General features: G+C 75.0%; 12 protein-coding genes. 8 read left to right on the forward strand and 4 right to left on the reverse strand.

The genetic code is table 11. The features are described from left to right. From mnmA to ligA, 4 genes are all read left to right on the forward strand, one after another. A complete protein-coding gene (mnmA, locus tag N555_RS0117715; protein WP_029432835.1) occupies positions 1-1,071 on the forward strand; it encodes a tRNA 2-thiouridine(34) synthase MnmA in 1,071 nt (356 codons plus the stop codon). A gap of 166 nt (positions 1,072-1,237) precedes the next feature. After that, the gene (locus N555_RS0117720; protein ID WP_156036404.1) at positions 1,238-3,430 is read left to right on the forward strand and encodes a bifunctional metallophosphatase/5'-nucleotidase; all 2,193 of its coding nucleotides are present in this window, start codon (positions 1,238-1,240) and stop codon (positions 3,428-3,430) included. Next, on the forward strand, positions 3,402-4,442 hold the full coding sequence (locus tag N555_RS0117725; RefSeq protein WP_081866318.1) for a methionine synthase: 1,041 nt from the start codon (positions 3,402-3,404) through the stop codon (positions 4,440-4,442). Before N555_RS0117720 ends, N555_RS0117725 begins: the two co-directional genes overlap by 29 nt. A gap of 60 nt (positions 4,443-4,502) precedes the next feature. Continuing rightward, positions 4,503-6,701 (forward strand): NAD-dependent DNA ligase LigA, encoded by a 2,199-nt coding sequence (gene ligA, locus N555_RS0117730; RefSeq protein WP_051684195.1) that lies wholly within the window; start codon positions 4,503-4,505, stop codon positions 6,699-6,701. 7 nt (positions 6,702-6,708) lie between these two features. On the opposite strand, the gene N555_RS0117735 is transcribed toward ligA, so the two are convergent. Both N555_RS0117735 and N555_RS0117740 read right to left on the reverse strand, forming a co-directional pair. Further along, a complete protein-coding gene (locus tag N555_RS0117735; RefSeq protein ID WP_197029060.1) occupies positions 6,709-7,191 on the reverse strand; it encodes a putative immunity protein in 483 nt (160 codons plus the stop codon). A gap of 46 nt (positions 7,192-7,237) precedes the next feature. Then, positions 7,238-7,915 (reverse strand): ACT domain-containing protein, encoded by a 678-nt coding sequence (locus N555_RS0117740; protein ID WP_029432840.1) that lies wholly within the window; start codon positions 7,913-7,915, stop codon positions 7,238-7,240. Between the two features lie 233 nt (positions 7,916-8,148). Between N555_RS0117740 and gatC the strand changes: the two genes are divergently transcribed. The 4 genes from gatC to gatB are packed head-to-tail and all read left to right on the forward strand — an operon-like array spanning position 8,149 to position 11,682. Then, the gene (gene gatC, locus N555_RS0117745) at positions 8,149-8,463 is read left to right on the forward strand and encodes an Asp-tRNA(Asn)/Glu-tRNA(Gln) amidotransferase subunit GatC (RefSeq protein WP_029432841.1); all 315 of its coding nucleotides are present in this window, start codon (positions 8,149-8,151) and stop codon (positions 8,461-8,463) included. Between the two features lie 2 nt (positions 8,464-8,465). Next, on the forward strand, positions 8,466-9,995 hold the full coding sequence (gene gatA, locus N555_RS0117750) for an Asp-tRNA(Asn)/Glu-tRNA(Gln) amidotransferase subunit GatA (RefSeq protein ID WP_029432842.1): 1,530 nt from the start codon (positions 8,466-8,468) through the stop codon (positions 9,993-9,995). Then, a complete protein-coding gene (locus N555_RS0117755; protein ID WP_029432843.1) occupies positions 9,992-10,171 on the forward strand; it encodes a hypothetical protein in 180 nt (59 codons plus the stop codon). The genes gatA and N555_RS0117755 overlap by 4 nt, the downstream gene beginning before the upstream one ends. Then, positions 10,168-11,682: an Asp-tRNA(Asn)/Glu-tRNA(Gln) amidotransferase subunit GatB gene (gene gatB / locus N555_RS0117760; RefSeq protein WP_029432844.1), complete on the forward strand. Its 1,515-nt coding sequence runs from the start codon at positions 10,168-10,170 to the stop codon at positions 11,680-11,682. Before N555_RS0117755 ends, gatB begins: the two co-directional genes overlap by 4 nt. 115 nt (positions 11,683-11,797) lie before the next feature. Here the strand turns inward: gatB and N555_RS0117765 are convergent, their stop codons facing one another. Together N555_RS0117765 and N555_RS0117770 are read right to left on the reverse strand one after the other, a co-directional pair. Beyond that, entirely contained in the window at positions 11,798-12,976 is a 1,179-nt protein-coding gene (locus tag N555_RS0117765) for a PQQ-dependent sugar dehydrogenase (protein ID WP_029432845.1), read from the reverse strand. A 37-nt stretch (positions 12,977-13,013) separates the two neighbouring features. After that, the gene (locus N555_RS0117770) at positions 13,014-13,394 is read right to left on the reverse strand and encodes a PH domain-containing protein (protein WP_231502962.1); all 381 of its coding nucleotides are present in this window, start codon (positions 13,392-13,394) and stop codon (positions 13,014-13,016) included. Between the last annotated feature and the right edge of the window lie 2 nt (positions 13,395-13,396).

Below are 13,396 nucleotides of genomic sequence, written 5' to 3' on the forward strand. Positions count from 1 at the left end.
GTGAGGGTGCTCGCGGCCATGAGCGGCGGCGTGGACTCGGCGGTCGCCGCGGCGCTGGCGGTCGACGCCGGCCACGATGTCACCGGCGTGCACCTGGCGCTGTCGCCGGACCGGCAGACGCTGCGCAGCGGCGCCCGCGGGTGCTGCAGCGTCGAGGACGCCCACGACGCCCGTCGCGTCGCCGACGAGCTGGGCATCCCCTTCTACGTGTGGGACCTCGCCGAGCGGTTCGCCGCCGACGTCGTCGAGGACTTCGTGGCCGAGTACGCGGCCGGCCGCACGCCCAACCCGTGCCTGCGCTGCAACGAGAAGATCAAGTTCAGCGCCGTCCTGGACCGGGCCCGGGCGCTGGGCTTCGACGCGGTCGTCACCGGCCACCACGCCCGGCTGGCCGAGGGGCAACTGCGCCGCTCGGTCGACGCCGCCAAGGACCAGTCGTACGTGCTGGCCGTGCTCACGCCCACGCAGCTGGCGGGTGCGGTGTTCCCGCTCGGGTCCATGACCAAGGAGCGGGTGCGGGAGATCGCGGCGGAGCGCGGCTTCGCCGTCGCCACCAAGGCCGACTCCCACGACATCTGCTTCATCCCCGACGGCGACACCCGCGGGTTCCTCGCCCGGCGGCTGGGGGAGCAGCCCGGGCCGCTGGTCGACGCGACCACCGGCGAGACCGTCGGGCAGCACTCGGGTGCCTACGGGTTCACCGTCGGCCAGCGGCGGGGGCTCGGCGTGAGCGCGGGTGACCAGCGGCCGCGCTACGTGCTCGGCATCGAGCCGGTGACCCGGACGGTCACCATCGGCACCGCGGACCTCGCGGGGGTCACCGAGGTGCGCACCGGGGTCCCGACCTGGACCGGCCCGGCGCCGGTGCTGCCGCTGCGCGCGGAGGTCCAGCTGCGGGCGCACGCGGCTCCGGTGCCGTGCTCGGTGGACGCCGTCCCCGAGGGGCTGGTCGTCGTCCTCGACGAGGTCCAGCGCGGCGTCGCGCCGGGGCAGTCGGCGGTGCTCTACCTGCCCGACGCCGCGCGCGGGGACCTGGTCCTGGGCCAGGCCGCGGTCCTGCGCGCGGGTTGACTCGGGGGAACGTCTCCCGCCGGACCCTGGTCCGGGTCCGTGGCGGCGGTTACGGTCTCCGGGGCGTACCGGTCCGTCACGGACGGTCGCCTCACCGAGTGCCCGCGCGGGCTCCGCCCGCCTCGCCACCCCTCCCCGGGTGTGCACCGTCCTGGAGGAACGTCTCGTGCGCAGAACGCGCCTGTCCGTCGTCGCCGCCCTCGCGGCGGCCGGCACCAGCGCCCTCGTCGGGCTCCCCGGAACGGCCACCGCCGCCACCGGTGACCAGGTCCAGATCATCGCGATGAACGACTTCCACGGGCGGATCAGCCCGCAGGAGGGCGGCGACGGCACGCTGGTCACCTCGCCCGGTCCCGACGGGGTGTACGGCGACCCCGCACCCACCGACGACGTGACCGAGACCGTCGGTGGCGCGGCGAACATCGCCACCACGCTGGCGCAGCTGCGGTCGTCGTTCGGCAACGCCGGCGACTCCGTCTTCGTCGGGGCCGGCGACCTGGTCAGCGCCTCGCCGTTCAACTCCAGCGTCTTCCGCGACGAGCCCACCATCGAGGTGCTCAACGCCCTCGGCCTGGACTACAGCTCGGTCGGCAACCACGAGTTCGACCGCGGCCAGGACGAGCTGTACCGGATCTCCGGTGCCACGGACGGCGAGGGCTCGGACGACGTCACCGCCTGTCAGGGGATCACCCCCGGCGTCGACGGCTGCTTCGGCGACGCCGGGCACGAGTTCGAGGGCGCCGACTTCCCCTACCTCGCTGCGAACGTCGTGGACACGGCGACGGGGGAGCCGATCCTCCCGCCGTACGAGGTCTTCACCGACACCCGCGGCAACCGGGTGGGCCTCATCGGTGTCGTCACCGACGACACCCCGAACATCGTCAGCCCCGGCGGGATCGCGGGCCTGTCCTTCGGCGACGAGGCCGCCGCGATCAACCAGTACGCCGCCGTCCTGCAGGGCATGGGCGTCGAGGCGATCGTGGCGATGATCCACGAGGGCGGCACGCTGACCGCGAACGGCGGCTTCGACACCTGTCAGGGGGCTCTGGCGGAGACGCCGATCGCGGCGATCAACGCGGCGGTCCTGCCCTCGGTCGACGTGCTGGTCAGCGCGCACACGCACGTGCCCTACGACTGCACGCTGACCGATCCCGCGGGTGCGCCGAGGCTGGTCACGCAGGCCGGCTTCTACGGCAAGGCGCTGACCGACATCCGGCTCACGCTGACCTCGACCGGGGACGTGGACCGCTCCGCGAGCACGGCCACGAACGTCCCGGTCCGGCGGACCGCGCCCGACCCCGCGATCCAGGCGATCGTCGCCTACTGGGAGGCGCGGGCCGCCGCGGAGGGCGCCGAGGTGGTCGGCGCCCAGACCGCGGACCTCGACCGCGCCTACCTGGCCGGCGCGCCCGCCCGCGACCGCGAGTCCTCGCTCGGCAACCTCGTCGCCGACGCCCAGCTCGCCGCCTGGCCCGGCGCCGACGTCGCCTTCATGAACCCCGGCGGCCTGCGCGCGGACATCAACTGCGCGACGGGTGCCCCTGCAGGCAGCATCACCTTCGCCGAGACCTTCGGCGTCCAGCCGTTCAGCAACACCGTCAACGAGGTGACGCTGACCGGAGCGGGCATCGAGCAGGTGCTCGAGCAGCAGTGGGCCACCCGCAGCGGTGCCGCCAGCTTCCTCCAGCTGTCGGTCTCCGGTCTCACCTACGCGTTCGACCCGAACGCGCCGGTCGGCAGCCGGGTCGACCCGGCGTCCGTCCGCATCGGGGGCCAGCCGCTGGACCTCGCGGCGGAGTACTCGGTGGTGGCCAACTCCTTCCTCGTCGAGGGCGGCGACAGCTTCACCGCGTTCCGCGCGGGGCGTCCGGCCGGCGCGACCGCGACCACGGGACCCAACGACGTGGACGTGCTCAACGACTACATCGGTGCCGCGTCGCCGGTCAGCCCCCCGGCGCTGGACCGGGCCGTCTCGCTCGACCCGGCCCAGCCGTTCGACGACGACCGCAGCGGCACGGGCCCGTGCGACCTGTCCGCAACGCCGCCGACGACGACCCCGCCGACCGCGACCCCGCCGCCGGCGGCCACCCCTCCCGCGGCCGCTCCGCCGGTGGCCGGGGGCGTCTCCGGGGGGACGGTTCCCGTGGCGGCCCGCCCCACGCTCGGCGGCGGGCACACCGCCACCGGCAGCCGTCCGGTGGCCGCGGACGGCGGATCGGCGGACGGCGCCCTGGCCTACACCGGTGTGGACGTGCAGCCGCTCGTGGTCACCGCGAGCCTGCTCCTGCTGGCCGGCGGGGTGCTCACGGCGGCGGGCTACCGTCGGCGCCGTGGCTCCGTCGACCGATCCAACGCCTGACCGCACCGACGCCGCACCCGACCCGGGGCCGGCTCCCCGGGTGTGGGGGCCGGCCACCGGCGTCGGGTCGTTGCCGGGCACCGACCCGGTCGAGGCACTCCGGGTGGTCGTGGGCGAGCTGCCCGACCTCCCGCACCTGCCGGAGCTGCCCGCCCGAGGCGCCGGTGCCGACCTGCTCGGCCGCGGCGCCGCGTTGCTGGTCGACCTCGCCGTCGACCTGACCCCCGCCGGGTGGCGGCTGGTGCCGCGCACCGGCCTCGACCAGCGCCGCGCCCGGGACTTCCTGGCCCGCGACCTCGATGCGCTGCAGGACGTCGGCGGCGGGCTCACCGGCACGTTCAAGGTGCAGGCGGCCGGGCCGTGGACGCTGGCCGCCGGGCTGGAGCGGGCGCGCGGGGACCGTGCGGTCGTCGACGCCGGGGCCCGACGGGACCTGGCCCAGTCGCTCGCCGAGGGGATCGTCGCGCACGTCGCCGAGGTCTCCGCCCGAGTGCCCGGCGCGCGGATCGTCGTGCAGCTGGACGAGCCCAGCCTCCCCGCCGTCCTCCAGGGTGGCCTGCCCACGGTCAGCGGCTTCGGGAAGCTCCCGCCGGTGGAGGCGAGCGTGGTGCAGCAGGAGCTGGCGGCGGTGGTCGACGCCGTCGGCGCCCCGGTGGTGGTGCACTGCTGCGCGGACCGGGCACCGCTGGAGCTCTTCCGGGCCGCGGGTGCCGCCGCGGTCTCGTTCCACCACGGGCTGGTGCAGGACCTGGACGCCGTCGGCACCGCCGTCGACGCCGGCCTGCACCTGGTGCTCGGGGTCGTGCCGGGCACGGACGCCGTCCTCCCCGCGCCGAAGGCGACGGCGTCGCGGCTGAGGGCGTGGTGGAACGAGCTCGGCTTCGCCGCCGACGAGCTCGCCGCCGCGGTCACCCTGTCGCCGTCGTGCGGCCTCGCGGGCGCGTCTCCCGGTTACGCCCGCGAGGCGATGACGCACGTGCGTGAGGCGGCGCGCTACCTGCAGCCGGAGTAGGCGCCACACGATCGGGCAGGGTGCGCATCGCTGTCGGTGGCGCTGGATACCGTTCGCACCGTGAGCACGGACGCCGAGACCGACACCCCGCAGGTCACCGCCCCCGTCGACCGGGAGGACCTGACGGAGGTGCCCGACGACGTCCGCACCCGCCACCGGGACCTCTCCGAGGAGCTCGACCGCTACGCGTTCGCCTACTACGTGCAGGACGCGCCGCTGGTCAGCGACGGCCAGTACGACGAGCGCATGGGCGAGCTCAAGGCCCTGGAGGCCGCCCACCCGGCGCTGGTCACCCCGGAGTCGCCGAGCCAGAAGGTCAACGGCGGGTTCACGGCCACCTTCGCGCCGGTGCAGCACCTGGAGCGGATGCAGAGCCTGGACAACGTCTTCAGCAGCGACGAGCTCTCCGCCTGGGCGGCCCGGGTGGAGCGCGACTCCGGCAGCGCGGTCAGCTGGCTGTGCGAGCTCAAGATCGACGGGCTCGCCGTGGCGCTGCTCTACGAGAAGGGCCGGCTGGTCCGCGCGGCCACCCGCGGCGACGGCACGACGGGCGAGGACGTCACCGCCAACGTCCGCACCATGGCCGGCGTCCCGCAGCAGCTCACCGGCGACGACCTCCCCGAGCGGCTCGAGGTGCGCGGCGAGATCTACTTCCCGGTGGCGGGCTTCGCCGAGGTCAACGCCGGTCTGGTGGAGGCGGGCAAGGCGCCGTTCGCCAACCCGCGCAACGCCGCGGCCGGCTCGCTGCGGCAGAAGGACGCGCGGGTGACGGCGTCGCGGCCGCTGCGGATGATCGTGCACGGCCTCGGCGCCCACGACGGCTGGCAGCCCGAGCGGCAGTCGCAGGCCTACGACCGGCTGCGGGAGCTCGGGCTGCCGGTGAGCGACCGGTACGAGGTGGTCGACGACCTCGAGGGCGTGTGGGCCTACATCGAGCGCTACCGCGAGCAGCGGCACTCCGTCGAGCACGAGATCGACGGCGTCGTGGTCAAGGTGGACCAGGTCGCGCTGCAGCGCCGGCTCGGGTCGACCTCCCGCGCGCCGCGCTGGGCGATCGCGTTCAAGTACCCGCCGGAGGAGGCGACGACCAAGCTCCTCGACATCCGGGTCAACGTCGGCCGGACCGGGCGGGTGACCCCCTTCGCCTACATGGAGCCGGTGAAGGTGGCCGGCTCGACCGTGCAGCTGGCCACCCTGCACAACGCCTCCGAGGTCGTGCGCAAGGGCGTGCTGATCGGCGACACCGTCGTCATCCGCAAGGCCGGCGACGTCATCCCGGAGGTGCTGGGCCCCGTGGTGGCCGCCCGCACCGGCGACGAGCGCCCGTTCCAGATGCCGACCCACTGCCCCGAGTGCGGCACCGAGCTGCGCCCGGAGAAGGAGGGCGACGCCGACATCCGCTGCCCCAACGCCCGGTCCTGCCCCGCGCAGCTGCGGGAGCGGGTCTTCCACGTGGCCGGCCGCGGGGCGTTCGACATCGAGAACCTCGGCTACGAGGCCTCGATCTCGCTGCTGCAGAGCGGGCTGCTGACCGACGAGGGTGACCTGTTCGACCTCGACGCGGAGAAGCTGGAGCGCTCGGACTTCTACACGAAGAAGGACGGCAGCCTGTCGGCCAACGGGCAGAAGCTGCTGGCCAACCTGCAGACCCGCAAGGACGTGCCGCTGTGGCGCGTGCTGGTCGCGCTGTCGATCCGGCACGTCGGCCCGACGGCCGCGCAGGCGCTCGCCCGCGACTTCCGCTCCCTCGACCGGATCGCCGAGGCGAGCGAGGAGGAGCTCGCGGCCGCCGACGGCGTGGGGCCGACGATCGCCCAGGCGGTCCGCGACTGGTTCGACGTCGACTGGCACCGCGGGGTCGTCGAGCGGTGGCGGGCCGCCGGCGTCCGCATGGCCGACGAGGGCGAGGACGCCGGCCCCGGCCCGCTCACCGGGGTCACCGTCGTCGTCACCGGCTCGCTGCGCGACCTCAGCCGCGACCAGGCGATCGCCGCGATCCAGGAGCGCGGCGGCAAGGTGACCGGCTCGGTCAGCAAGAAGACCGGGTTCGTCGTCGTCGGCGCCGACCCGGGCAGTAAGTACGACAAGGCGGTGCAGGTCAAGGCACCGATCCTGGACGACGACGGCTTCCGCGTGCTGCTCGACGAGGGCCCCGACGCCGCCCGCGCCCTGGCCACGATCGGCGACGGCACCGAGCCGGCGCCGGAGGCGGCCGCCGAGCCCGCGGAGTCCGCCCCCGAGCCGACACCGGCGGACTGACGCCGGCTCAGCAGTCGAAGACCGACCAGCAGAGGTCGTTGCGCAGCCGCTGGTCGTCGAGCACCAGCTCCCGGATCCCGGCCGGGAGCCGGTCGCGCTGCCACCGGCACTCGGCCCGGCCCGCGGCCTCGCTCTCGGCGGGTGCCGACGCGGCGCGGACCGCCCTGATCGCGTAGGCGGCCGCGCCGAGCTCGTGCGCGGCGACGTGGGCGACCACCGCGGCCTGGCCGGCGGCGTACGCGGCGTGCCGGGGGGCTCCGCGCAGGTCGCGGGCCGCGCCCATCGCGTGGCCGCCCAGCGCGCGGGTGGCCATCATCGGCAGCTCGCCGCGCACCCAGGCCCGGGCGGCCCCGATCGCCGCCCGCGGCCGGGGGTCGTCCGGGCGGGCGGACTCGAACAGTGCGAGCACGTGCTCGGCGCACTCCGCCGCCCACAGCGCCAGGAGGTGGTGGTCGGGGTCGGTGAGGGTCCCGCCCCGGCGGATCGTCACGAACCGCGGGTCCCGGACCGGCGGCAGGATCACGACCGCGGCCCGGCTACGCCGGGGGGAGCTGGGCGACCGTCGCCGCGATGCCGGTCAGGTGCACCAGCCGCAGCAGCTCCGAGCGGCGGAACGCCGGCCCGCCGGACCGGCCGATGACCACCGCGGTGCGCGGCGAGCCGAACGGCGTCGCCATCATCTCGATGGCCATCTCCCGCCAGCGCTCGGGCAGCCAGTCGTCCTCGCTGGACAGCAGCCGCGGCCCGTCCAGCGGCAGCCACGGCAGCGCCATGCCCTCGAAGCCCGGTGCCGCGTCGGAGGCCGCCAGGACCTCGGCGCCGGCGTCCCCGGGGGCGAGGACGGCGGCCCACCCGCTGGTGAACACCCGCGGCAGCTCGGCCGCGAGCAGCTTGATCGCCAGACTCGGGGACGACGGCGACGCGGCCCGGGACAGCGCCTCCAGCAGCTCGAGCTCCCGGTGGGTGTCCAGCGGGCCGGAGAACGGTCGCAGCGACTCCACCTGGACGCCCTCCACCGCCTCCGCCGCGGTGATGAGCCCGTCGGGGAGCCGGTCGGGCGGCAGGTCGATCACGATGTCGTCGACGGCGACCCCGTTGCCGCGCTCCAGGACGTCGACGGACACGATGTCGACGCCGGCGGTGCCGAGGGCGGTGGCCACGGCGCCGAGGATGCCGGGCCGGTCAGGGACGACCAGCCGCAGGAGATAGGACACGGTTCCTCCGGGCGTCCTTCGGATGCGGGTCGATCGTCGTCGATCGTCGAACCGCCCAAGCTTCCCCCATCGCCGCCCGCGCGGTCGAGTCGCCTCCGGAACGGCATCGGCCGCAGAACCCGCTGGCTGGGCCCACGTACAGTGGCGGGGTTGGTTCCCCGGTCCCGCACGCTCCCGCACCACACGGTCCGGGCCGGCGGCGGGACGGCGCAGGAGTGGAGTTCCGCCGCAGCATGAGCACCCCGTCAGCGCACGACGCCCTCGGGCGCGATGAGATCGCGCACCTCGCGACGTTGTCGCGTCTCGCCCTCACCGACGAGGAGCTGGACCGCTTCGCCGGACAGCTCGGCGCGGTGCTCGACGCCGTCGCCCAGGTGGGGGAGGCGGACGTGGCCGACGTCGACCCGATGACGCACGCGGTGCCGCTGACCAACGTGCTGCGCGAGGACGTCGCGACCCCGAGCCTGCCGCGCGACGTCGTGCTCGCCGGGGCGCCCGCCGCCGAGGACGACCGGTTCCGCGTGCCCCGCATCCTGGGCGAGGAGTGACCATGCCGGAGCTGACCGATCTCGACGCCGCCGAGCTGGGCCGTCGTCTCGCCGCGCGCGAGCTCTCCTCCGTCGAGGTGACCCGCGCCTACCTGGACCGCATCGAGGCCGAGGACGGCGCCGTCGGTGCCTACCTCCACGTCGACGGCGAGACCGCGCTGGAGCGGGCCGCGGCCGTCGACGCCGCGCGTGCCGCCGGGGAGGAGCAGGGTCCGCTGGCCGGCCTGCCGGTCGCGCTCAAGGACGTGTTCGTCACCGAGGGCGTGCCGACCACCAGCGGCTCGAAGATCCTCGAGGGCTGGCGGCCGCCCTACGACGCCACGGTGGCCGGCCGGCTGAAGGACGCCGGCACGGTGCTGCTCGGCAAGACCAACATGGACGAGTTCGCCATGGGCAGCTCGACCGAGAACTCCGCCTACCAGGTCACGCGCAACCCGTGGGACCTGTCCCGCATCCCCGGCGGCTCGTCCGGTGGGTCGTCGGCGGCCGTCGCCGGTGGCCTGGCCCCCTGGGCGCTGGGCACCGACACCGGCGGCTCGATCCGCCAGCCCGCGGCGGTGACCGGCCTGGTCGGGCACAAGCCGACCTACGGCTCGGTCTCCCGCTACGGGCTGATCGCCTTCTCGAGCAGCCTGGACCAGGCCGGCCCGATGGCGCGCACCGTGCTCGACGCCGCCGTCCTGCACGAGGCGATCGGCGGGCACGACCCCCGGGACTCCACGAGCATCGACGCTCCGCTGCCGCCGCTGGCCGAGTGCGCCCGCCGCGGTGCCGCCGGGGACCTGTCGGATCTCAAGGTCGGCGTCGTCCGTGAGCTGGGCGGCGAGGGCCACACCGACGGCTACGAGGAGGGCGTGCTCGCCCGTGTGGCCGAGGCCGTCCAGCTGCTCGAGGGCATGGGCGCGGAGGTCCGCGAGGTCTCCTGCCCGAGCTTCGACCTGGCGCTGCCCGCCTACTACCTGATCGCGCCCAGCGAGGCGTCGTCGAACCTGGCCCGCTTCGAGGGCATGCGGTTCGGCATCCGGGTGGCCGACGACGGCGCGCACGACCTCGACGAGGTCATGGCGCTCACCCGCGAGCAGGGCTTCGGCCCCGAGGTGAAGCGTCGCATCATCCTCGGCACCTACGCCCTGTCGGCCGGCTACTACGAGGCCTACTACGGCCAGGCGCAGAAGGTGCGCACCCTCATCACCCGTGACTTCACCGCCGCGTTCGCCGACGTCGACGTCCTGGTCAGCCCGGTCACCCCGACCGTGGCCTTCCCGCTGGGCACCCGGGTCGACGACCCGCTGGCCATGTACGCCGCGGACCTGTGCACCCTGCCGGCCAGCCTGGCCGGGCTGCCGGCGATCTCGGTGCCGTGCGGACTGTCCGAGGGTCTCCCGGTCGGGCTGCAGATCATGGCGCCGGCCCTGGCCGACGACCGCTGCTACACGGTCGCCGCCGCCGTCGAGGCCGCGCTGGACAGCGCCCGCGGCGGCCGCTTCCTCGACCAGCTCCCCACCCGGGCGGCCGCGGGCGGTGCGGCGTGAACGGCCCGCTCAAGGCGGCGTGGGCGCTGACCGCCTTCGTCATCGTCGCCGGCGCGGTGCTCTGGATCGTCACCGACAAGCCCGTCTTCGCCGTCTTCATCGTCCTCGGCCTGCTCACCGGGATCGGCGCCTGGATCACCGGCCGGTCCCTCCCCAAGGAGGACACGCCCTCGTGACCACCACCCACACGGGCGAGCGGCTCGTCGACTTCGACGAGGTGCTGACCCGCTACGAGCCGGTCATCGGCCTGGAGACCCACGTCGAGCTGGGCACCGCGTCCAAGATGTTCTGCGGCTGCACCACCACCTTCGGCGCCGAGCCCAACACGCAGACCTGCCCGGTCTGCCTCGGCCTGCCCGGCTCCCTGCCGGTGGCCAACGCCGCGGCGATCGAGCACACCATCCGCATCGGGCTGGCCCTGGGCTGCCGGATCGCGACCTGGTCGCGCTTCGCCCGGAAGAACTACTTCTACCCGGACATCCCCAAGGGCTTCCAGACCAGCCAGTACGACGAGCCGCTCTGCACCGCCGGCCACCTCGACGTCGAGGTCGACGGCGAGACCTACCGGGTGGAGATCGAGCGGGTGCACCTGGAGGAGGACACCGGCAAGAACCTGCACGTCGGTGGCGCCACGGGGCGCATCCACGGCGCCGACCACTCGCTGGTCGACTTCAACCGGGCCGGCATCCCGCTCGTCGAGATCGTCACCCGGCCCATCCCGGGTACCGGTGCCAAGGCCCCCGAGGTCGCGCGCGCCTACGTGACGGAGCTGCGCGAGATCGTCCAGGCGCTCGGCGCCTCCGACGTCCGCATGGAGCAGGGCAGCCTGCGCTGCGACGTGAACACCTCGCTGGCGCCCATCGGCAGCCTGGAGTGGGGCACCCGCACCGAGACGAAGAACGTGAACTCGCTGCGCTCGGTGGAGCGGTCGGTGCGCTACGAGATGCGCCGGCAGGCCGCGGTGCTCGACGCCGGCGGCCGGGTGCTGCAGGAGACGCGGCACTTCCACGAGGACACCGGCAGCACCTCGCCCGGTCGGAGCAAGGAGGAGGCCACCGACTACCGGTACTTCCCCGAGCCCGACCTGGTGCCGCTGGCGCCCGACACCGGCTGGGTCGAGAAGCTCGCCGCGGACCTTCCGGAGCTCCCGGCCGCCCGCCGCGCCCGCCTCATGGAGGAGTGGGGGCTGTCGGCGACCGAGATGCAGTGGCTGGCGAACGCCGGTGCCCTCGGCCTCGTCACCGACACCGTGGCCGCCGGCGCGACCCCGGGTGACGCCCGCAAGTGGTGGCTGGGCGACCTGGCCCGCCGTGCCAACGAGACCGGCGTCGAGCTCACCGAGCTGTCGGTCACCCCGGCGCAGGTCGCGGAGCTGTCGATCCTCGTCCGCGACGGGAAGATCAACGACAAGCTCGCCCGGCAGGTGCTGGACGGCGTCCTCGCCGGCGAGGGCGGTCCGGACGAGGTCATGACCGCGCGGGGGCTCGTGGTGATGGGCGAGTCCGACGAGCTGGTCGCGGCGGTGGAGGCCGCGATCGCCGGCGCCCCCGACGTCGTGGAGAAGGTCCGCGGCGGCAAGGTGGCGGCCCTCGGCGCGCTCGTGGGCTCGGTCATGAAGGCCACCCGCGGCAAGGCCGACGCCGCCACCGTCAAGCGCATGCTCGAAGAGCGCCTGCTCGCCGAGTAGTACGGCCGTGCCCGGTGGCGGGCCCCGGAGGGGTCCCCGCCGGGTGCGGCGGTCGTGGCTCAGTGCAGCCGGGGGACGGCACGTGGCCGCGGTGCGGTCCGGTAGGACCGCGGTGTCACAGCGGGGACTGCTCGCCGCTGGCGCCGGGCGGGAGGATGCGCAGCACCTTGTCGTCGTCCTCGGCGGGCTGGCCGGCGCCGTCGCGGTTGGACGTCGTGATCCACAGCGCGCCGGTCTGCTGCTCGAGGACGACGGTGCGCAGCCGCCCGTACTCGTCGGGGAGCAGCTCCTCGGGCTCGGCGACGGGGGCGCCGCTGCCGTCGAGGGTGACCGAGTAGATGCGCCGGCCCTCCAGCGCACCGAGGTGGATGGTCGGGCCCGCCGCCGCGCAGCCGGCCAGGCCGCCGGCGGCGTCGTCGATCCGCTGCACCGGAGGCGTCGAGTTCGCGCCCTCGGTCGGGAAGCCCGCGTCGGCACCCCGGACGACCTCGGTCAGCTCGTCGGGGAGACCGCTCGCGTCGTCGGTGGCGTACAGCGTCTCGTCGCCGGAGACGCACAGCGCGGTGACGTTGCTGAAGCCGCGGCCGAAGACCGCCGTCCCGTCGACGGGCTGCCCGAAGACGTCGACCCGCAGCACCTTGCCCGCCAGCGAGGCGGGGTCCTGGGCCAGGGCGGGGTTCCCGGTGTCCCCGGTCCCGATGTACAGCGACCCCTCGAGGTCGAACAGCAGCGCGCCGCCGTTGTGCACCTCGCCGCGGGGGATGCCCGTGAGCACCGGGTTCGGGGTGCCACCGATCGGGAAGCGGACCACGCGGTTGTCGGTGGGGGTGGAGAGGTAGGCGTAGACCAGCCCGTCCTCGCCGAAGGTGGGGGAGAGCGCCAGCCCGTAGAGGCCGCCGTCGCCGGCGGTGTCGATGCCGGGCACCACCATGAGCTCGCGATCCGGGGACCGGTCGGGGAAGACCTGCAGGATGCGGCCGGTCTCGCGCTCGCCGACCAGCGCGGTCCCGTCGGGCATCAGGACCAGGCCGGTCGGCACGTTCAGCCCGGAGGCGACGACGTTGGGGTCCTCGTCGCTCGATCCGGGCTCGGAACCGCCGCCGCTCGGCGGGGACCCGGGCGGCGGGACCTGGCCCTCGGTCGGCGGGGCGACCTGCGGCGGGGCGCCCTCCGGGAGGGGGCGCCAGTCGCCGCGGGGTTCGTAACCGCCGTCGTCGCCGCAGCCGGCCACGGCCGCCGTCAGCAGCAGCGCACACGCCAGCCGGGCTCCCCGTCGTCCGAGCACCCGCGTCACGCCTCCGACAGTACGTGCGCGGAGCCCGCCGGCGGGCTCACCGGCGGGGCGGCGCCGGGACGTCGATGCGCCCACCGGAGAGCTCGGCCAGCCCGGGGAGGTCGCGGGCGCGCAGCACCGGCAGCCGGATCTCGGTCCGGCGGGTGGTGACCAGCCACAGGGCCCCGCGGTCGCCGGCGCGGATGCCGGCGACCTCGGTCCAGGGCACGCGGCGGGAACCGACCAGCGACCGGACCGTGACGGCGTCGGCGTCGACGTCGACCCCGACGCGCAGGACCCAGACCGCGGCGACGACCGGGATCAGCAGGACGAAGACGCCCCACCACGCCGCCGCGAGCAGCGGCAGGGTGCAGACGAACAGCACGAGGACGGGGAGCAGCGCGGTGCGGCTCATGCGCAAGCGGGCGGGGGTGGCCACGT

Source organism: Blastococcus sp. URHD0036 (assembly GCF_000701365.1).
Lineage (GTDB): Bacteria > Actinomycetota > Actinomycetes > Mycobacteriales > Geodermatophilaceae > Trujillonella.